General features: G+C 61.1%; 16 protein-coding genes. 11 read left to right on the forward strand and 5 right to left on the reverse strand.

Features of this window, described 5'->3' with window-relative positions; translation table 11 throughout:
- Positions 1-173: 173 nt before the first annotated feature.
- On the forward strand, positions 174-383 hold the full coding sequence (locus NMG80_RS24685; protein ID WP_254020517.1) for a hypothetical protein: 210 nt from the start codon (positions 174-176) through the stop codon (positions 381-383).
- A 128-nt stretch (positions 384-511) separates the two neighbouring features.
- Here NMG80_RS24685 and NMG80_RS24690 read toward each other — a convergent pair whose 3' ends face one another.
- Genes NMG80_RS24690 through NMG80_RS24705 form a run of 4 tightly spaced genes read right to left on the reverse strand, consistent with a single transcriptional unit; the run spans position 512 to position 2,650 of the window.
- Complete coding sequence (locus NMG80_RS24690) at positions 512-685, reverse strand: hypothetical protein (RefSeq protein ID WP_254020518.1); 174 nt, start codon at positions 683-685, stop codon at positions 512-514.
- Between the two features lie 32 nt (positions 686-717).
- Positions 718-1,845, reverse strand: coding sequence for a WD40 repeat domain-containing protein (locus NMG80_RS24695; RefSeq protein ID WP_254020519.1), 1,128 nt, complete (start codon positions 1,843-1,845; stop codon positions 718-720).
- A gap of 14 nt (positions 1,846-1,859) precedes the next feature.
- Positions 1,860-2,180 (reverse strand): hypothetical protein, encoded by a 321-nt coding sequence (locus NMG80_RS24700; protein ID WP_254020520.1) that lies wholly within the window; start codon positions 2,178-2,180, stop codon positions 1,860-1,862.
- Positions 2,177-2,650, reverse strand: coding sequence for a hypothetical protein (locus NMG80_RS24705; RefSeq protein WP_254020521.1), 474 nt, complete (start codon positions 2,648-2,650; stop codon positions 2,177-2,179). Before NMG80_RS24705 ends, NMG80_RS24700 begins: the two co-directional genes overlap by 4 nt.
- A gap of 563 nt (positions 2,651-3,213) precedes the next feature.
- On the opposite strand from NMG80_RS24705, the gene NMG80_RS24710 reads away from it, so the two are divergent.
- The 8 genes from NMG80_RS24710 to NMG80_RS24745 all read left to right on the forward strand — a co-directional run bounded on the left by NMG80_RS24710 (position 3,214) and on the right by NMG80_RS24745 (position 12,184).
- Positions 3,214-4,887, forward strand: a complete 1,674-nt coding sequence (locus NMG80_RS24710) for an aromatic/alkene/methane monooxygenase hydroxylase/oxygenase subunit alpha (RefSeq protein ID WP_006206784.1) — start codon at positions 3,214-3,216, stop codon at positions 4,885-4,887.
- Between the two features lie 51 nt (positions 4,888-4,938).
- The gene (locus NMG80_RS24715; protein ID WP_254020522.1) at positions 4,939-6,000 is read left to right on the forward strand and encodes an NADH:ubiquinone reductase (Na(+)-transporting) subunit F; all 1,062 of its coding nucleotides are present in this window, start codon (positions 4,939-4,941) and stop codon (positions 5,998-6,000) included.
- A gap of 50 nt (positions 6,001-6,050) precedes the next feature.
- A complete protein-coding gene (locus tag NMG80_RS24720; RefSeq protein ID WP_128172142.1) occupies positions 6,051-7,109 on the forward strand; it encodes an aromatic/alkene monooxygenase hydroxylase subunit beta in 1,059 nt (352 codons plus the stop codon).
- Between the two features lie 17 nt (positions 7,110-7,126).
- On the forward strand, positions 7,127-7,498 hold the full coding sequence (locus tag NMG80_RS24725) for an MmoB/DmpM family protein (RefSeq protein ID WP_091589951.1): 372 nt from the start codon (positions 7,127-7,129) through the stop codon (positions 7,496-7,498).
- A 73-nt stretch (positions 7,499-7,571) separates the two neighbouring features.
- Positions 7,572-8,594, forward strand: coding sequence for an amidohydrolase family protein (locus NMG80_RS24730; RefSeq protein ID WP_254020523.1), 1,023 nt, complete (start codon positions 7,572-7,574; stop codon positions 8,592-8,594).
- Between the two features lie 5 nt (positions 8,595-8,599).
- Complete coding sequence (locus NMG80_RS24735; protein ID WP_254020524.1) at positions 8,600-9,394, forward strand: iron-sulfur cluster assembly protein; 795 nt, start codon at positions 8,600-8,602, stop codon at positions 9,392-9,394.
- Between the two features lie 77 nt (positions 9,395-9,471).
- Positions 9,472-11,103 carry a molecular chaperone GroEL gene (locus tag NMG80_RS24740; protein ID WP_254020525.1) on the forward strand — a complete coding sequence of 544 codons (1,632 nt, stop codon included), beginning with the start codon at positions 9,472-9,474 and terminating at the stop codon, positions 11,101-11,103.
- A gap of 37 nt (positions 11,104-11,140) precedes the next feature.
- Entirely contained in the window at positions 11,141-12,184 is a 1,044-nt protein-coding gene (locus tag NMG80_RS24745) for an NAD(P)-dependent alcohol dehydrogenase (protein WP_254020526.1), read from the forward strand.
- A 117-nt stretch (positions 12,185-12,301) separates the two neighbouring features.
- On the opposite strand, the gene NMG80_RS24750 is transcribed toward NMG80_RS24745, so the two are convergent.
- Complete coding sequence (locus NMG80_RS24750) at positions 12,302-12,541, reverse strand: Tn3 family transposase (RefSeq protein WP_254020527.1); 240 nt, start codon at positions 12,539-12,541, stop codon at positions 12,302-12,304.
- 83 nt (positions 12,542-12,624) lie between these two features.
- Between NMG80_RS24750 and NMG80_RS37435 the strand changes: the two genes are divergently transcribed.
- Together NMG80_RS37435 and NMG80_RS24755 are read left to right on the forward strand one after the other, a co-directional pair.
- Positions 12,625-12,756 (forward strand): hypothetical protein, encoded by a 132-nt coding sequence (locus NMG80_RS37435; RefSeq protein WP_367186006.1) that lies wholly within the window; start codon positions 12,625-12,627, stop codon positions 12,754-12,756.
- 435 nt (positions 12,757-13,191) lie between these two features.
- Positions 13,192-19,446 carry an AAA family ATPase gene (locus tag NMG80_RS24755; protein WP_254020528.1) on the forward strand — a complete coding sequence of 2,085 codons (6,255 nt, stop codon included), beginning with the start codon at positions 13,192-13,194 and terminating at the stop codon, positions 19,444-19,446.
- Positions 19,447-19,894: the final 448 nt, after the last annotated feature.

Here is a 19,894-nt window from a genome sequence, read left to right on the forward strand (position 1 = left end):
GACCCGAGGGTGTGCAGGGGTTTTGCGATAACGACATGCATAAACAACAACCTAAAGCGCGTCACGTGAGGCCGGTCGAACGCGACGCGCTTTAGGCTCGTGTTGAACCACCTCCCGGAACACAATGTCGCGGCAAACGTTGCAAAGACAATCGATCGTCTTTGAGGGATGCCATGGCCATCCGTCGAAAAGCTGAGGAAGCTGGTATTTTCGATCCGTCCGAGTTGCTTCTGCTGGCTCGAGCGTTCGAACAGCTCAAGCTTGAAGGTCAATCGACTGGTCAGCGCGAGGCGATCGCGTCTCGGATTATTGCCAATTACATGGCCGGCGTGACCGACGAGACAGAACTGATTTCCCTATCAAGGCAGCCGTTGGGCCGATAGCGCCGCCCGCCCGGCTGCGGCGCCGGAAATGGCATACACAGCCAGCGTAGCGCAACACCTGTACGGCGAATCCGCCTAAAAGCTCCTTCGGAGCTATGGCTTTCGAGCGCAATTGATTGGTCGTGAGTTTAGTTGGTCTTCAACTGGCCGACGCGATTTTCGGCAATCCAGCGGGCGGCAAGCACCAATGCGCCCATACTGAAATCCTTGCCGTGCTTGGCCACCATTTCTTCCGACAGCTTGGCAAGCCTTTCGAAGAATTCGTCCTTGCTCTCGTCCTCGGGGCTGGGTTCGGTTTGCATTTTGTGCTCCTTTTGCATGCGGCCTGCCTTTGCTATTTGAACATCTGTGCGGGAAAGGTGACGATCGCGGCGGTACCGTCGACTGCGCCCACTGCCAGGTGGCGTCCGTCGCCGGACCAGGCAAGCGCGGTCACCGCGCTGCCCAGCGGCCTGACGAGGAGTTCGTCTCGCGCGCCGATCTGGGCGATGGTGATCCTGCCGTTGGCATAGCCGGCCGCAATCAGTTTTTTCTCCGGGTGCGCCGCCACTGCCTCGACCGGAACCAGCCCGGCTCGGCCAGTCTCCAGCGCGCCCGAGGTGTCACCGTCAAGTGGCGGAGCGGTCATCGACCAGCCGGCGATCCGGAAGGCGCCCGACGCAAACAGCGCATTCTCCGGCAGACTCCAGCACAAGGTCCGGACCGGCGATGGAAATCCCGCGACAATGTCAGTGCGGCCATCGACCGCGCTGACCAGTGCAAAGCCTCCGGCTTCGAGCCCACAGGCCAGCCATGTGCCGTCGCCACTCCAGCGGATCGACACCGGGCGCGCCGGAAAAGACAGCTCGCGTATCGGGGCAGCGTCGCCGTCGACCGCCCGGATCGATAGTCCATTTTCCCGGCCGCAGGCTAGGCGCCGCCCGTCTGACGAAAAGGCAAGCGCATCCGTGGACGGTGTCGGACCGTGTCGCAGTCTCGACGCATCGCCTTGGCCGCGTGACAGGAAGATATCCTGCCCGTTGCTGACGGCTGTCATGGCCGTCCGGGGGCTGTGGTCGATGGCGACGATCGGTCCGTCGATCTTGACCAGTGCCTCCGTCACATTGCCGTCCGCGGTCAGATGCACCGCCTCGCCGGGCGCCGTTCCGACAAGGAAGCCGGACTGATGATAGCTTGCGAGTGGGACGTCGCCCTCTCCCAAAACAGCGGTGGCGATCAGTGGCGCCGGTAATTTTTCTCTGGGCCGGATCGTCGTCTGGCCGAGATCGCCGCTCACCCTAATCCGCGATTCCGGCGGCTCCTGGTCCGCGACCGCGGCAATTGCGACTGTTCCATCCACACACGTGAAGGCGACGGTCGAGCCATCGGCGCTGAAGCGCAGATCGGCGACCGCCGACGGACGACGCCAGCTTCGCGCCAGCAGGTCGAACAAGGTCAGGTTTTGTATCGCATGCTGGTTCATGACCATTCCCTTCGTCAGTTTCCATCCGTCGCCGCAAGGCTGCGGTCGACGTCGTCGACCTCACCCTCCGCGGCGGCGATGCGTTGCTCGCACCTCGCGCCTTCCTGCATGACCGCCGCGGCTCTCTCCTCCGCCTCATGCAAATCCTGCACCAGTTGCGCGCTGCCGCCGCTCCTGCCGATTTCGAGTTCCAGGCGCAGCACATCCATCTCGATACCGGCGCGTTTCTGATCGAGCCGCAGCGCCTCGGCAGTCAGCGCGGAGACGTTGGCGACAAGATCGAGCCGGCGGGCGAGCAGCGCGTCACGCCTGGCAGTATCGGACCCTCCTGTCATTTTTCGCTCCCCCAAGATCCGGCCGGTTTTTCGAAAGCCGACAGCAATTTTGGCAACGTGCCGGCCTGCGACTGGAACTGTTTTTCGGCTGTTTCGATGTGGCTCTTGAGCTGATCCCAGATGTCGACGCGGATCATCGATGTTGTATCGCCGGTGAGGCGTTCGATCTCCTCAACGCGGAACTGCCGCGACAGCGAAACGCCGGAAAAGACGAAGTCGCGCAACAGGATCGCATGGTTCTCGATGAACAGATGGATCATCGGATGCGTTTCCGTGGTGACGCCGCCGGCGGCAAGCTCGGCCCGGATGAAGTCCCGGAAGTGGCTCTGCAGGCGATGTTGGCTCTCGCCCATGAAGCGCATGACAAAGACCAGATCCCGGGGCATCAGCCTGACAAGATCGCCGGTGACGCCGTCGGTCTGACTGGACATTGGCTCGGGCGGCCCCCGGCTGTCTTTATCGTTTGGCATGGTCTCTCTCCAGCACGAGGCCCGTCCATGGGCCGTCACCCCCAATAGTGGAGAAAGACGAAGAATAGAATAGATGATATTCGTTTTCGGTACTTGCTGCGCTTGCTAACTAAATATATTGCGGTTGCGAATAGGTGTTAAATATTACAGACGTACGTTACAACTGTAAAAGAATGTTACAGTTGACCATCTGCTCATATGCCGAAAGAGCAGCGATTTTGTTTTGAGCCCTTGCCATGGGTGCTATTTTCAAATTGGCACGGCGCTTGCTTTGTACATTTCCACAAGAAGCCCATCGCGCTTTTGACGCGATGCCAAAAGAACGAAGGAACGGAGGAAGCAGGTCACGTCCGCTTCGATACGCCCATCGCATATGCGGTTGGCGCCGCGGTCCGTGCCAGACGCCTCGAGAACCTTTGCCACGATCCACTTGAATGGCTGGACCATGAGTCGCGCCTGAACGCGCAACCCTTTGTCGTGCCGTTCGCACTCTCACTAGCGGTGCTGTGCAACCGCTTCATGCCGGGGTCAAGGGACCTGCGGCTCAAACCTGGTGGAGGCTTATGACCATGACGTCTCTGACGCTCAACAAGATCACCTCGCAACGCGGAATCTCCGTCGGCGAGGCAACCAAGAAGATCGCCGATCTCGGCTGGAATCCTTCCTACGTTCAGGAAGCGATGACGTTTCCGACGGACTACAAGATCAACAAGACGCCGCGCGACCCGATGAAACAGGTCCTGCGGTCCTACTTCCCGATGCAGGAAGAGAAGGACAACCGGGTCTACGGCGCGCTGGATGCGGCGCTGCGCGGCGACATGTTCCGCAATGTGGAACCGCGCTGGGTCGAGTGGATGAAGCTCTTCCTGGCCATCATTCCGTTCCCGGAAATTTCCGCCGCCCGCTCGATGGCGATGGTCGCCCGCATCGCGCCCGGCGAGGAACTCCGGACCGGCTTCACCATGCAGATGATCGACGAGTTCCGTCATTCGACGATCCAGATGAATCTGAAGAAATGGTACATGGAGAATTACATCGATCCGGCTGGCTTCGACATCACCGAGGAAGCCTTCGGCAAATGCTACGCTACGACCATCGGCCGGCAGTTCGCGGAAGGCTTCATCACCGGCGACACCATGACTGCCGCCTGCATGTATTTGACCGTGGTCGCCGAAACCGCCTTTACCAACACGCTGTTTGTCGCCATGCCTTCGGAAGCCGCCCGCAACGGCGACTATGCGCTGCCGACCGTCTTCCTGTCGGTGCAGTCCGACGAGAGCCGGCATATCGGCAATGGCCACTCACTGCTGATGGCGGCTCTCAAGGAGCCGGAAAATCATCTGCTGCTCGAGCGCGACCTGCGCTATGCCTTCTGGCAGAACCACGCGATCGTCGATGCGGCGATCGGCACCTTCATCGAATACGGCACCACCAACCGCGACAAGAACAAGGAGTCTTACGCGGAAATGTGGCACCGCTGGATCTATGAAGACTACTACCGCACCTACATGCTGCCGCTCGAGAAATACGGCATCAAGGTCCATCACGACGACGTCCAGGCGGCCTGGGAACGCATCACCAAGAAGAATTACGTCCACAAGGTCGGGCAGTTCTTCGCGGTCGGCTGGCCGGTCAATTTCTGGCGCATCGAAGCCCAGACCGACAAGGACTTCGAGTGGTTCGAGCACAAGTATCCGGGCTGGTACGCCGAGTTCGGCGACTTCTGGAAATGGTACGCCAAGCTCAGCCACAAGGGCGAGAAGGTGCTGCTGTTCAACAGCGACGTCGGCTACGTCTACCCACACCGCTGCTGGTCCTGTCTCGTACCCTGCCTGATCCGCGAGGATATGGTCGTCGGCGAGATCGACGGCCAACTGCACACCTTCGCCCACGAACTCGACAAGTGGACTGCCACCGTGGCCTTCGCCGACGAGTATCAGGGCCGTCCGACCCCCGCCATGGGCCGCTTCAGCGGCAAGCGCGAGTGGGAGACGCTCTATGACGGCTGGGATCTGGCCGACGCCATCAAGGACCTGAACTTCGTCCGCTCCGACGGCAAGACGCTCGTCCCGCAGCCGCATATGCGCTTCGACGACAAGGAGATGTGGACGCTGGACGACGTGCGCGGCAACACGCTCGGATCGCCGCTCAACGCGCTGCGTGCCATGTCGCCTGCGGACCGTGAGAAGCACCTGGCGGAATACCGGGCCGGCTTCACGATCAATCCCTGCAACTGATCAGGCCAAAGGGGGCGGGTTCGTCCCGCCTTCTTTTTACTGGAGGTCCGTATGTCGGAAACCCACACGGTCAGGCTCAGCCCAGTCGGCGTCGAATTCGATGTCGAGCATGGCGAAACGGTACTCAACGCCGCTTTCCGCCAGGGCATCGCCCTGCCGCACGGCTGCAAGGAAGGGCAATGCTCGGCCTGCAAGAGCGTGTTGCTCGATGGCGAAGTCGACATGCTCAAATACTCGACCTTCGCGCTGAACGACATGGAGAAGGAGAGCGGGCACGTCCTTTTGTGCCGCTGCATCGCCTACTCCGATCTGGAAGTCGAGCTTCTCAACTATGACGAGGAGATTTTGGCGAAAGCGATCGCCGTGAAGACGTTCAAGGGCCGGATTGCTCTGATCGAGCACCTGACCCATGACATTCGCGGCATCGAGATCGAACTCGGCTCGCCGATAAAGTTCTGGGCGGGGCAATATGTCGACATCACGGTTACCACGGAAAAAGGGGAGACGATTACGCGCTCGTTCTCCATGGCAAATACGCCGGACCAAACCCAAAAACTCTCCTTCATCATCAAAAAATACCCTGAGGGAAAGTTCTCCGGAGAACTCGATTCCGGAGGCATCAAGGCCGGAGCCGAAGTCATCGTCGTCGGACCCTACGGAACCTGTTTCCGACGCGACGAACGGCAAGGACCCCTGATCCTGGTCGGCGCCGGATCGGGCATGTCACCGATTTGGTCGATCCTTAACGACCATCTGAAGAGCGGTGAGAAACGTCCGGTCTATTTCTTCTACGGTGCCAGAACGCGCAACGACCTGTTCTATCTCGACAGGATCGCCGAGCTGATCGGCCAGCATTCGGATGTCACTTTCATTCCCGTGCTGTCGCACGCGACGGATGACGCCGAATGGCAGGGCGAACGCGGTTTCGTACACCAAAGTGTCGACGCCAAGCTCAAGCAACTGGCGGTCGATGGGCAGGGCGATGTTCATGCCTGCGGCCCGCCACCGATGATCGATGCGCTTCAGCCGGTTCTGTTCATGAACGGGTTTGAGACGGAGCGGATCTTCTTCGACAAGTTCACCACATCGGCAGGTGTTACGCCGGCCCACTGAGGGGGCGGCCACGCAACTGCAACCACAACTGCAGCAAGGGAGTGAAGACTATGCCAGCTATCTCGAGTTCAGTCGGATCCGGAGCCGCCGGCGCGGCGATCTTTGCCGATTCCGACAGCCGGAAATACCGGTATTTCGACCCGAAGGGCCAGCGCGCCACACACTATGAGGACATGACAGTCGACGTGCAGCCTGACCCGGAGCGTTACCTGATCCAGGACTGGATCATCTCATTCGCCGACGGCAAGGGCGCCTATGTCAAGCAGAACACCGCCGCGCAGAGCTCCAACTGGCATGCCTTCCGCGCGCCCGACCAGGAATGGGAGCGCACGCACTACCAGCGCCAGTCGAAGATCGAGACGATGGTGCAGAGCGTCATCAACAATGCCCGCAAGTCGGGGGCGCCCAAGACCTTTGACATGGCCTGGGTCAAGATCCTGCAGACGCAGCTCGGCGCCTGGAAACATGCCGAATTCGGGCTCGGCACCTCGCTAATGCAGGCGCAGCGCTACGGTTACACCCAGATGATCAACAACGCGACGCTGACCAACTCGTCCTACAAACTGCGGCTGGCGCAGGACATCACGCTCTATCTTGCCGAGATCGGAATGGACCTTCCCGGCTGGGACGACGAACTTGGCAAGAAGGCCTGGCTCGAGGACAACAACTGGCAAGGCACCCGCGAAGCGATCGAGACCATCATGGGCGCGGCCGACTATCTCGAGCAGTATTTCGCCATCAACATCGTCTTCGAACCGCTGGTAGGGGAAGCATTCCGCTCAGGCTTCCTGATGCAGATCGCCGCCGCCAACCATGATTTCATCACGCCTGCGGTGATTTCGGCAGCCGAGGCCGACTACGAGCGCAATCTCGCCAACACGATCGACCTCATGCACATGCTCGCCAACGACGAGAAGCATGGCGCGGCGAACAAGAAGCTCTTCCAGGGCTGGGTCAAGAAGCACGGCGCGCTCGCCGACAAGGCAGCCACCGGCCTGCAGCCGATCTGGTCGATGCCGCATTCAAAGCCGGTCGCGTTCGCCGATGTCCGTGCCAAATCCGAGGAACGGATTGGCCAGATACTCGGCGAACTTGGCCTCAAGCGCTGACACAGGGAGAAACTGTCATGTCAACAGCAGCACGCGACGCATCGCAATCCAACATCTTCAGGGCGATGAAGGACATCACCTTCGAACAGACGATTTCGCATCAGTGCGGCGTCACCATGAACGACTCGGTGGAAGCCAGGGCCATCGCCGAATTCATGGGCCTGAAGCCGAACGTGATCGTAACCTACCAACCGGCGATGATCCGCATCGATGGCACCGGCAAGCTGATCTTCAAGATGGACGAGATCAGCGAATATCTCGGCCGCGAGATGACGGCGGAAACCTTCGAGGTCAACAGCTCCACCCACTACGGGCGGATGGTGCGCATCGACGACAACACCGTGATCCTGTTCGGCAACATGGACGAGATGTTCGAATACATCGAATAGGCGCCCAAGAAAATCAGGCGCGCCGCCTGGCTACGGCGCGCCGAACGATCAACGCCATTTTGTGGAGGTAGGAATGTTTAGGACACCGGAAGGCAAGGATATTTTCGTGGTCGATGGCCACACCCATTTCTGGGACGGCAGCCCGGAAAACCAGAAGAATATTCACGGCAAGCAGTTCATCGACTGCTTCTACGCCTATCATACCGGGCTCAGCCCCAAGGAACAGCTGTGGGAGAAGAGCAAGTTCGAGAAGTACTCGGCCGAGAATCTCTACAACGACCTGTTCATCGACGGGCCGGATGACATCGCGATTTTCCAGACCACGTCACTAAGCGATTTCTACAAGACCGGCTTCGGCTGCATCAAGCGCACCTCGGAGATCGCCAAGAGGTATCCCGGCCGTTTCATTGTGAATGGGGCGTTTGACCCGCGCGATGGCGAAAAAGCGCTCGAATACATCCATTTCATGAAAGAGACTTACGACATTAAAGGCGTGAAGATGTACACCGCCGAGTGGAACGGCGCGTCGAAAGGCTGGCGGCTGAACGACTCCGAGGCCTACAAATGCTTCGAGCTCTGCGACAAGCTCGGCATCAGGAACATCCACGTCCACAAGGGTCCGACGATAATCCCGCTCAGCAAGGATGCGTTTGACGTACACGACGTGGATCATGCTGCTACCGATTTCCAGGGCCTCAACTGGATCGTGGAGCATTGCGGCTTACCGCGCCTCGATGATTTCTGCTGGATCGCGACCCAGGAGACCAATGTCTACGCCGGGCTCGCGGTGGCACTGCCCTTTATTCATTCGCGTCCGCGCTATTTCGGCGAGGTGATCGCCGAGCTGCTGTTCTGGATCGGCCCGGAGAAGATCCTGTTCGGTTCCGACTACGCGATCTGGACGCCGCGTTGGCTGGTCGAAAAGCTCTGGGCCTATCAGATTCCAGAGGACATCGCCGCCGAGCGCGGCGTGCAGTTGACCGACGAGATCAAGGAAAAGATCCTCGGCCTCAACGCTGCCCGCCTCTACGACATCGACATCGAAGCCCGGAAGGCGGAATTCGCCAACTCGCCTTTTAGCATCGCCGCGGAGTAGGAGCGATGGCAACCGCCTTTTCCGGTAGCCGCGAGAATGAGCTCTGGCGACGCCTTGGTGAGGTCAACGATCCGGAGCTCGACGAATCGATCACCGAGATGGGCTTCGTCGAGCTCGCCGCAGTCGCCGACGACGGCGGCGTGCAGGTCGAGTTTCGCCTGCCGACCTACTGGTGCTCGCCCAACTTCGCTTTCCTTATGCTGGACGGCCTCTGCAAAGCGCTCGACCAGCTTTCGTGGTCGCCTGCCTATCGGGTGAAGTTGCACGACCATATGTTCGCGGAGGAGGTAAATCGCGGCATAGAGGGCGGCAAGGCATTCGGCGAGATCTTTGGCGAACTTGCTGGCGACCTCGATCTCGCAGGTCTGCGGGAAACGTTTGCGATGAAGGCGTTCAAGCGACGCCAGGAGGCAGTCTTGCGCGGCCTCCGGCAGCACGGTCTGACAGATCGGGAAATCCTCGGCATGGACCTGCCGGCGTACGACGTCGCGCGGTTCGAACCCGGCGAAGCGGCCAAGCAGAAGCCAAGGTATAGGTCGGCTCTGCTTGAACGCTTTCCCGACCGCCGGGCGGATGAGCCTGTCTTCGTGACATGGGAAGGGCAACCGATACCGGCCCATGCACTCAGTGCGCATCTCGCCGAGCTGCGCGGTGTGCGTATCAACATGGAGTTCAACGGCGCGCTTTGCCGTGGGCTCAAGCAGACCAGATACAAGGAACTGGATGTGATCGACGGCGAACCGACACTGGTCGATTTCATCATGGATCGCGTGCCGGCACGAGCCGCGCCGACCGCCTGAAGTAGAGCCGAAAACAACGGCCTCCCTCGCACGAGGCCCCTAACCAACAACCCGCCCGTAAGGCGGAAGGAGGAATCATGCCCAAAATAATGCTTCACAACTCCGACGCCCGCCGCGCTCTCGCCCGTGGCGTCTTTCGGCTGGCCGCTGCCGTCGAGCCGACGCTCGGCCCCAAAGGCATGAACGCCATGATCGACCGGCCGATCGGCACGCCGATGGTGACCCGTGACGGTGTCAGCATCGCCTCCGAGATCGAATTGCACGACCGTTTCGAAAACATGGGCGCGCAGGTCGTGCGCGAAGTGTCGATGCAAACCAACGAGGTCGCCGGCGACGGCACCACGACTGCCATCGTGCTCGCCAACGCTCTCATCCAGGGCGGTGTGGAGGCGAATGAACGCGGCGTGAAATCCGTCGATCTGTGCAAGGGCATCGACCTTGCCGTGGCGGCGGTGGTGGCCGCACTCAAGGCTTCGGCCAAGCCGGCTAAGGGCAACGGCATTCTCGCCTCGGTCGCCAACATCGCGGCGACCAATGCCAAGCTTGGCGCACTGGTGGCGGAAGCCCACCAGCGCGTGGGTGCCGAAGGTGTCATCACCACGGACTTCAGCGTCACTACCGAGACCACGCTCGATGTGGTCGAGGGCATGTCTTTCGAACGCGGCTATCTCTCGCATCACATGGTGACCGATCAGGAGAAGATGGAGGCCGTTCTCGAACGGCCCTACATCCTGATGACCGATCTCAAGATCAAGGAACCCGGGCAGCTCGATGCGGTTCGCCGTATTGCCGATGAGGATGGCCGGCCGCTGCTGATCGTGTCCGAGGAAATGTCGCCGGAAGTCGTGGTGACGCTGCTCGGCAAGCAGGGACCTGGAAAATACCTCGTTGTCCATCCGCCGGAATATGGCCATTGGCGCAAGGCGATGATGGAGGATCTGGCGATCATCACCGGCGGCAAGGTGATCGCGCGCGACCTCGGCGGTCGGCTGGAGGACATCACTGCCGACGACCTTGGAATGGCTGACCGGGTGAAGACCAGTTCGTCCTACACCTCGATCATCCGCGGTGGTGGCGACCATACGGCAATTGCATCGCGCCGCGCCCAGGTGCAGCGGCAGTATGAAGCTTCGCCGCCGAATATCGATCAGGACAAGCTGCGCGAACGCCTGGCCAAGCTTTCTGGCGGCACTGCGATTCTCTATGCCGGCGGTGTCACGCCGGTCGAGCAGAAGCGAACCATTCAGCTCATCGAGGATTCGCTGAATGCGGTGCGCGCCGCATCCGAAGAGGGCGTGGTCGCCGGAGGTGGCTCGGCGCTTGCCCAGATCGCGCCGCTGCTCGACAAGGTGGCGGCAGGCGTCGACGGCGATGTCGCCGAAGGCGTGCGCCTGGTGCGATCGGTGCTGTCGCGACCGCTGTGGCGTATCGCCGCCAACGCCGGCGCGGATCCCGAGGCAGTCGTGGCGGAAGTCACCCGCATCAACGGCGGCTATGGCTACAACGCCGCCGCCGGCAACTATCAGAACATGTTCGAGGCAGGGATCATCGACCCCGTCCGCGTCACCTACACAGCGCTCGCCAACGCAGCTTCGGTGGCGACCCTGATCCTGACCACCGAAACGCTGATTGGCGATCTTGCCGAGGACGAGGATCCGACGGCCGGACCGGCCCGCGGCGGCGGCTCTGAAAAGCTCGGCCGCGCCTAAGCAATCCGAACAATCTCGACGTTGAAAGGATACGACGATGAAAGCTGCCAGACTGTACGAATACGATCCGCATATGAACGTCCAGCTCAGGATCGAGGAGGTCAAGGCGCCGACGATCACTGCCCCCGACGAGGTGATCGTGCGGGTCGGTGCCGCCGGCCTCTGCCGCACCGACCTGCACATCATCGAGGGTGTGTGGAAGCCGACCATGGATCCCGAAGGCACGCTGCTGCCTTACATCATGGGCCATGAAAATGCAGGCTGGGTCGAGGAGGTTGGCAGCGGCGTCAGGTCGGTCAAGCGCGGTGACGCCGTAATCTGCCATCCCTTCCGCTCATGCGGCATCTGCCTCAACTGCCGGCATGGCGAGGACATGTACTGCGACAACGGCCAGTTTCCCGGTCTTGGCATGAATGGCGGTTTCGCCGAGTATTTCATTACCGGCGAGCGTTCGCTGATCAAGCTGAACGCCAATGTCACGCCGATCGAAGTGGCGCCGTTGGCCGACGCCGGCATCACTGCCTATCGCGCCGCCAAGCGGGCGGCCAAGCTGCTAAGACCAGGGAGCTATTGTGTGCTGCTCGGCATAGGCGGGCTCGGCCATATCGCGCTGCAATCGCTGCACGCGATCTCGGGTTGCCGCATCATCGCCGTCGATCGCGAACCGGCGGCGCGTGTGCTGGCCAAGGATCTGGGCGCCGATTTCGTCCTCGACGGCGGGCCGAATGTCGTCGAGGAGGTCAGCCAGATCACCGGCGGCGGCGCCCATGTGGTCATCGATTTCGTCGGCGAACTCGGCGTCGAGAACATCTGCTGGAAGATGGTGCGCAAGGGCGGGCAACTGTTCGTCGTCGGCTATGGCGGCAATATCAACGTACCGACCGCCCATCTCGTCATCGAGGAGATCAACATCGGCGGCAGCCTCGTCGGCAACTTCACCGAGCTTGTCGAACTGATGGAGCTGAACGCCGATGGCAAGGTGAAGATGCACTACACCGAGTACAATCTCGCCAGCATCAACACCGCACTCGATGATTTCAAGAACCGGCGGTTCACCGGCCGCGGCGTCATCGTTCCCTGAAACATTTGGACCGGGACGGCATGGGGGCCGGCCGCCAGCTGAATTGTCAGCGGATTCTCCTGACCCCGTGGCCCCAGTGCATTATTCGGACACGGATTGACGGTAGCGGCGTAACGATCACGGGCGAGCGGTCAATTGGAGCGGCATGAGGCCATCAGCGTCGAGTTCAATGCTGTCTGACCAGACATAATCTCCAGTGAAGTTGATCCGGTCCCAACCCAAAGGAGAAAGCTGCGAAAGCAGCTCGGGATCGAGCGTCATTCCGCGCTTTCGCAATTCGCCCACTGCGCGGGGGAGATAGCGGCAATTGAACAGGATGATCGAGGCGGTAACGAGATTGAGGGCCGCCGCCCGCATCTGCTGATTTTCGAGGCCACGATCCCGGAAGCGGTCGCGTTGGTGGGCGACGGCGCAAGCTCGATGACAAAAAGCGGCGTGAGATCGCCGAGTCCGTCATTTCGGGCCGCAAGTCTGGCGCCGAAATGGCAAGGCTATATGACGTGAGCGAGCCAACCGTCTCAAGAATCGTTGCCGAATTTCGCCAGCAGGAGGCACATGAAGCACTGGAATGACTTGGCTTGAATGACCGCACGGGGTGGTGGGCGGTCGCCCGTTCTGACCAGCACGAACGAGCATCTTGCGCCATGTGTGGACCTTACCGGGGTTCCCCGAAGGTCGCGTCTCGACCCCATCTCGGACTTTCGCGGGCCACCGGAGTGTGACGATGTCGTGCTTTCGGGATGATCCATCATAGTTAGCCGGTCTCGTCCGATCGAGTTCAGCTGCCCTCCGCGGCGGACGTTGCGGGCCTCGCGCAATGCCGGGTTTTGGCGCGACGTTTCAGTTCACCTTGCGGTCGTGCCAGGAGCGGCAGTGACCGCCATCATTTTTTTGCGATTACATGTTTTGGCCTCGGTTGATGGATTGACGGCGAAGGAGCAATGTAACTAGTCACCGTACCACACGGGGGGCAGCTGATTACCGGAGGGGGCTGACAGGAGGCCCTTGTGACGGAGCTTTCGGGCTATGTATTCTCGGCATTGCGGGGAGGCGAGTTCACACTCTACCGCGGCTCGGGCGACGGCTTGGACCCGATCCTGCTGCTCGCGCCCATCGGGGAATACTTCGCGCGTGAGTCTCTCAAGCGGCTCGAACATGAACATGACCTCAAGGCCGAACTGGATGCTGACTGGGCTGTCCGGCCGGTAGACCTGTCCCGCCACGATGGCCGCATGGCGTTGGTACTCGAGGATCCCGGCGGCGAGCCGCTCGATCAACTGATCGGCCAGCCGATGGATGTGACGCAGTTCCTGCACATCGCGATCCCGCTCGCGGCCGCAATCGGCCAGATGCACCGGCATGTCCTCATCCACAAGGACATCAAGCCGGCCAACATCCTGGTGGACGTCGCAAGCGGCGGCGTCTGGCTTACCGGCTTCGGCATCGCCTCGCGCCTGCCGCGCGAGCGCCAGGCACCCGCGCCGCCGGAGATCATTGCCGGAACGCTCGCCTACATGGCGCCGGAACAGACCGGCCGGATGAACCGCTCTATCGATGCCCGCAGCGATCTCTATTCTCTCGGCATCACCTTCTACGAGATGCTCACCGGGACGTTACCGTTCACCGCGGCCGATTCGATGGCGTGGGTGCATTGCCACATCGCCCGGCAGCCGCCGCCGCCCGAAGAGCGGGTCGCGGGCATCCCGGGGCCGCTTGCGGCGATCGTGATGAAGCTCCTCGCCAAGACCGCCGAGGAGCGCTACCAGACCGCCACAGGCGTCGAGGCCGACCTGCGGCAGTGCCTGGTGGAATGGGAGGCGCACCGCCGCATCGACCCATTCCCGCTCGGTGCGCACGACGTATCGGACCGGCTGCTGATTCCAGAGAAATTATACGGGCGGGAGCGTGAGATCGCCTCCCTGCTCGCGGCCTTCGACCGCGTTGTGGTCGACGGCACAACCGAGCTTGTGCTCGTGTCCGGATATTCGGGGATCGGCAAGACCTCGGTAGTGAATGAACTGCACAGGATGCTGGTCCCGTCGCGTGGCCTCTTTGCGCCCGGCAAGTTCGATCAATACAAACGCGACATTCCGTACGCCACCCTGGCTCAGGCCTTTCAGAACCTTGTGCGCCCGCTTCTGGGGCAGAGCGAGGCGGAGCTTGGCTGCTGGCGAGATGCGCTGCGCGAGGCGCTGGGTCCGAACGGCCAGCTCATGGTGGATCTGGTTCCCCAACTGGAACTCGTCATCGGCACCCAGCCGCCCGTTCCAGACCTGCCGCCGCGGGATGCGCAGTACCGTTTCCAGATGGTTTTCCGGCGCTTCCTCGGCGTGTTTGCCAAGCCAGAGCACCCGCTCGCACTGTTCCTCGACGACTTGCAATGGCTGGACACCGCGACCCTTGACTTGATCGAACATCTTGTCACGCACCCAGAGGTGCGGCACCTGCTGCTGGTCGGCGCCTACCGGGATAACGAGGTCGGTCCCTCTCACCCGCTCTCGCTAAGGCTAAAAACGATCCGGGAGGCCGGCATGGATGTGCAGGAGATCCAGCTTGCTCCGCTTATGCCTGACGATCTGGAGCGGCTGCTTGCGGAAGCGCTGCACACGTCGCCTGGGCGCGTGCGGCCCTTGGCTGACCTGGTGTTCGAGAAGACCGATGGCAATCCGTTCTTTACGATCCAGTTCCTGATCGCCTTGGAGGAGGTGCTGCTGGCGTTCGATCCCGGCACGGAGGCCTGGACCTGGGACCTGGCGCGCATCCGCGCCAAGGGCTTCACCGACAATGTCGCGGATCTCATGGCCGGAAAGCTGAGGCGGTTTTCTTCCACCACCCAAGAGGCCCTGAAACAGCTCGCCTGCCTCGGCAACGTCGCCCCGACCGCCACTCTGGCCTTGGTTCACGGGACAACAGAGGAAGCGATGCACACGGCACTCTGGGAAGCCGTCCACGCCGGCCTCGTCATTCGCTCGGACAGCACCTACACATTCCTGCACGACCGTATCCAGGAGGCGGCTTATGCGCTTATCGCCGAAGGCGAGCGTACTATGGCGCATCTTCGGATTGGCCGATTGCTCGCGGCGCGGACCACGTCGGAAGAGCTCGAAGACAGGATCTTCGACATCGTGAACCAGTTCGACCGCGGCGCGGCGCTGATTACCACGCCGGAGGAACGCGAGCAGGTCGCCGAGCTCAACCTCATGGCGGGCAAGCGTGCCAAGGCAGCAACCGCCTATGCCTCAGCCCTCCAGTATTTTACCGCCGGCCGCGCTCTGCTGACGAGGAACGAATGGGAACGGTGCTACCGACTCACCTTCAATCTCGAGCTCAATTTGGCTGAGTGCGAGTATCTGACGGGGGAGTTGGCGTCAGCGGACGAACGGCTCTCGGCGCTGTCACAACGCGCCCAAACCACCGTCGATGCTGCAGCCGTTGCCTGCGTGCGGCTCAATCTCTACACCCACCTGGACCAGAGCGACAGCGCTGTCCAAGTGGGTGTAGAGTATCTCCAGCGGGGTGACGGCTTGTGGTCGCGGCACCCTACGGCACAGGACGTCGACCAACACTATGATCGGTTGTGGCAGCAGATAGGCTCCAGCCCGATTGAAGCCCTTGTTGCCCTGCCGGCGATGGCCGATCCCGACCAATGCGCGACCATGGACGTGCTCACGGCGCTGGCCTCGCCGGCCTTATTCACCGATTTGAATCTGTTCAGGCTCGTTGTCTGTCGGATGGCGGCGCTCAGTCTGGAGAATGGCAATAGCGACGGATCATGCTACGCTTACGTGTGGCTGGGTGGCGTCCTTGGGACGTACTTCGGAAACTACCAGGCCGGTTTCCGCTTTGGCCGCCTTGGCCTAGACCTAGTCGAGAAGCGCGGGCTCGACCGGCACAGCGCCCGAGTCTACCTGGTGTTCGCGGTCCACGTTGCGCCTTGGCTGCAGGATCTACCGACCTGCCGCGTCTTCCTCCGGCGCGCCTTTGAGGCAGCACAGCATGACGGCGACCTTACTTATGCAGCCTATAGCTGCGCTGACTTGATCACGAACCGTCTCGCCTCCGGAGATCCGCTCGATGACGTTGAACGGGAGGCCGGGGATGCGCTCCAATTCGTACGGAAAATGCGGTTCGGTCTTATCAGCGACCTGATAACCACTCAGCTCAGGCTCATCCGGATGCTCTGTGGGCTGACGCCGGATTTCACTTCCTTCAATGACGCGGAGTTCGACGAGGTCAGCTTCGAGCAGCACTTGGAGAGCAACCCCCAGCTCGCCATTGCCGCGTCCCGATATTGGATTCGCAAGCTGCAAGCATGCGTCTATTCTGGCGACAGCGCATCGGGTCTCGTGGCTGCATTGAAAACCGCTCCTCTGCTTTGGACGGTGCCCTCCCAAGTCGAATTGTCGGAGTATTACTTCTACGCAGCGCTTGCTCGGGCCGCACATTGCGATACGGCCTCGGCCGAGGAGCGACCCCTGCATTTGGACGCGGCGGCGGCTCACCATCGGCAGATCACGCTCTGGGCCGAGAATTGCCCCTCAACCTTCGCAAATCGCGCGGCGCTGGTTGGCGCAGAGATTGCGCGCCTCGAAGGACGAGAGCTGGATGCGGAGCGGCTTTACGAGCAGGCTGTCCGGTCGGCGCACGAGCACGGCTTCATCCAGAACGAAGGACTGGCCTGCGAACTAGCCGCCCGCTTCTACGCGGGGCGCGGCTTCGAGCAGATTGCGCAGCTCTACCTGCGCAATGCGCGGCGCTGCTACCTGAGTTGGGGCGCCGAAGGCAAGGTACGGCAACTCGAGCAATTGCACCCGCACCTCCGCGAGGGGCCGGCTCCGCCGCCTCCCACCACTACAATCGGCGCCCTCGTCGAGCAGTTGGATGTCGGGACCGTTGTCAAAGCTTCACAAGCTGTGTCGGGCGAGATTGAACTCGGCAAGCTCATCGAAACTCTCATGAAGATCGCGATCGAGCATGCGGGCGCCGAACGGGGACTGCTCATCCTTCCCAGGGGCGACGAGTCGCGGGTCGTGGCGGAGGCTACCGCCGGCCGCGGCAAAGTCGAGGTCACGGTTCGGGAGACCGCCGTAAGTCCGGTGGCTCTTCCCCAATCCGCGCTTCATTACGTGATGCGGACGCGGGAAAGCGTCGTCCTCGACGACGCCTCGGTCAGGAACCTGTATTCGGACGATGAGTATATCCGGCAAAAGCAACCCAGATCCGTTCTGTGTTTGCCTGTCGTTAAACAAACGAAGCTCGTCGGCGCACTCTATCTCGAGAACAATCTGACGCCGTACGCCTTCACCTCGAGCCGGGTGGCGGTGCTGGAGTTGCTGGCCTCGCAAGCCGCGATTTCGCTGGAAAATGCCCGGTTGTACCGCGATCTTGCGGAACGCGAAGCAAAGATCCGGCGCCTGGTCGATGCCAACATCATCGGGATTTTCCTTTGGGATTTCGACGGTCGCATTCTTGAGGCCAATGACGCCTTTCTCCGCATGGTAGGATACGATCGTGAGGATCTCATCGCGGGCCGCATACGCCGGGCGGATCTGACGCCCCCGGATTGGTACGAGCGCGACGAACAGTGGGTGGAGGAGCACAGGAGAACTGGCCTCCGGCGACCGATCGAGAAGGAGTTCTTACGGAAAGACGGCAGCCGCGTGCCTATTCTGCTCGGTGCGGCAACCTTCGAAGAAGGCGGGAACCAAGGGGTTGCCTTCGTGCTCGATCTGACCGATCGCAAGCGCGCCGAGGTTGAATTGCGCGAGTCGGAACAGAATTACCGCATGCTGTTCGAATCGATGGACGAGGGTTTTTGCACGATTGAAGTCTTGTTTGACCAGAACGAAGAGCCGGTCGATTATCGGTTTTTACAAATCAACCCGTCGTTTGAACGGCAGACGGGAATCAAGAATGCCGCCGGCAGACGAATGCGCGAAATCGCGCCACAGCACGAAGAACATTGGTTCGAGATTTACGGCAGGATCGCCCTCACGGGCGAGCCGATGCGCTTTGAAAATGAAGCCAAACAACTCGGACGCTGGTATGACGTTTACGCCTTCCCGGTGGAAGACCCGAAGCGCAGGCGTGTCGGAATCCTTTTCAACGATATCACCGAACGGAAGCGCGCGGAAACCGAGGCTCGAGAGAGCGAGCAACGCTTTCGGGATTATGCTGAGATAGCCTCCGATTGGCTTTGGGAGACGGGACCGGACCATCGTTTCATCCATGTATCGGAGCAACTCACCGCCGTCGGTATTAGCCCCGCGCATCGGATCGGCTTGAGGCGATGGGATTTCGCTACCGACGTTGACGAGGAGCCGGAGAAGTGGCGCCTGCACATCGCCACGCTTGAGGCGCACCAGCCGTTTCGCGGTTTTGTCTTCAGGGTTAAAGCCGACGACGGCTCGGCTCACTACATTACCGCGAGCGGTAAGCCTGTTTTTGATCCGGAAGGACGCTTCCTCGGCTACCGGGGCGTCGGTAGCGACGTAACCGCTGCGGTCCGCGCCGAGCAGGCAGAGGAAGCGCTGCATAAGACGCAGATGGAGTTGGCGCACGTCGCGCGCGTGACAACCTTGGGCGAACTGGCCGCGTCGATCGCCCACGAAGTCAACCAGCCGCTCGCCGCCATCGTCACCAACGGCGAGGTTGGCCTGCAGTGGCTCGATCGTGAGACGCCCAACCTCGCCGAGGTGCGCGAAGCCCTTGGTGACATGATCAACAACGGGAGGCGGGCAAGCGAGATCATCCAGCGCCTTCGTGCGCTTTCCAGAAAGGCCGAGACACAGAAGGTGGCGCTGGACATCAATGCCGTCATCAGGGAGGTGATCCCGCTGGTCCATCAGGAGGTACTCAGCCATCGGGTGTCGCTGCGCCTGGAACTGACGCCGACGCTGCCTCCCTTGCTTGGCGATCGCATCCAATTGCAGCAGGTGATCATCAATCTGATCGTCAACGGCATGGAGGCCATGGCGCCCATCACCGACCGGCCGCGCGACTTGGTGGTGCGATCGCAACTGGACGACAGCGGCCAGGTGCTTGTCGCGGTCCAGGACTCCGGCGTCGGCATCGATCCGGAGCGCGCGAAGCAGCTTTTTAACGCCTTCTTCACGACCAAGTCCACCGGCATGGGCATGGGGCTATCGATCTGCCGCTCGATCATCGAGAACCATGGCGGGAGATTGTGGGCCTCACCCAATGCCGAGCCTGGTACGACGTTTCAGTTCGTCTTGCCATCGCATTCAGAGGTCCGCTCGTGACCTGGCCGACGCACGAGAGGGTCGGCGGCGAGGAGCTGATCGTCTTCCACCGTCGAGGATGACACCTCACTCCGCGAGGCGCTCAGAAGGCTTTTTCGCACGGTCGGCCTGCGAACCGAGGTTTTCGGCTCAGCAGACGAATTGCTGCAAAACAAGCTCCCGGATGTTCCAGCCTGCCTTTCCTCGATGTCCGGTTGCTAGGTCTGACACCTGCATAAATGCGAGTGTCGGTTTCGGAGAAGCGTGCCGGGAACGTCAAGAAATGGTGGAAGCCGACCTCCGCGGTACCATCGCCCGAGGTCCGGAACGGGTCAGAACTTCCGGTTCAGGCTGTGCGGTGGAAAGGCAGAGACGGGTCGAACCTTGCCGATCAGACAGCGGCGAAACGCCTACCGTGAATCTGTGTCCCAATAATGCACAGGAGCCCCATGGCGCAAATGCCATGGGT

The sequence above is a fragment of the Mesorhizobium escarrei genome (assembly GCF_935825525.1).
GTDB lineage: Bacteria > Pseudomonadota > Alphaproteobacteria > Rhizobiales > Rhizobiaceae > Mesorhizobium > Mesorhizobium escarrei.

Excerpts from the sequence above, each read along its gene's own strand:
- NMG80_RS24685 (WP_254020517.1), top strand. The coding sequence starts at position 174 with ATGGCCATCCGTCGAAAAGCTGAGGAAGCTGGTATTTTCGATCCGTCC.
- NMG80_RS24690 (WP_254020518.1), bottom strand. The coding sequence starts at position 685 with ATGCAAACCGAACCCAGCCCCGAGGACGAGAGCAAGGACGAATTCTTC.
- NMG80_RS24695 (WP_254020519.1), bottom strand. The coding sequence starts at position 1,845 with ATGAACCAGCATGCGATACAAAACCTGACCTTGTTCGACCTGCTGGCG.
- NMG80_RS24700 (WP_254020520.1), bottom strand. The coding sequence starts at position 2,180 with ATGACAGGAGGGTCCGATACTGCCAGGCGTGACGCGCTGCTCGCCCGC.
- NMG80_RS24705 (WP_254020521.1), bottom strand. The coding sequence starts at position 2,650 with ATGCCAAACGATAAAGACAGCCGGGGGCCGCCCGAGCCAATGTCCAGT.
- NMG80_RS24710 (WP_006206784.1), top strand. The coding sequence starts at position 3,214 with ATGACCATGACGTCTCTGACGCTCAACAAGATCACCTCGCAACGCGGA.
- NMG80_RS24715 (WP_254020522.1), top strand. The coding sequence starts at position 4,939 with ATGTCGGAAACCCACACGGTCAGGCTCAGCCCAGTCGGCGTCGAATTC.
- NMG80_RS24720 (WP_128172142.1), top strand. The coding sequence starts at position 6,051 with ATGCCAGCTATCTCGAGTTCAGTCGGATCCGGAGCCGCCGGCGCGGCG.
- NMG80_RS24725 (WP_091589951.1), top strand. The coding sequence starts at position 7,127 with ATGTCAACAGCAGCACGCGACGCATCGCAATCCAACATCTTCAGGGCG.
- NMG80_RS24730 (WP_254020523.1), top strand. The coding sequence starts at position 7,572 with ATGTTTAGGACACCGGAAGGCAAGGATATTTTCGTGGTCGATGGCCAC.
- NMG80_RS24735 (WP_254020524.1), top strand. The coding sequence starts at position 8,600 with ATGGCAACCGCCTTTTCCGGTAGCCGCGAGAATGAGCTCTGGCGACGC.
- NMG80_RS24740 (WP_254020525.1), top strand. The coding sequence starts at position 9,472 with ATGCCCAAAATAATGCTTCACAACTCCGACGCCCGCCGCGCTCTCGCC.
- NMG80_RS24745 (WP_254020526.1), top strand. The coding sequence starts at position 11,141 with ATGAAAGCTGCCAGACTGTACGAATACGATCCGCATATGAACGTCCAG.
- NMG80_RS24750 (WP_254020527.1), bottom strand. The coding sequence starts at position 12,541 with ATGCGGGCGGCGGCCCTCAATCTCGTTACCGCCTCGATCATCCTGTTC.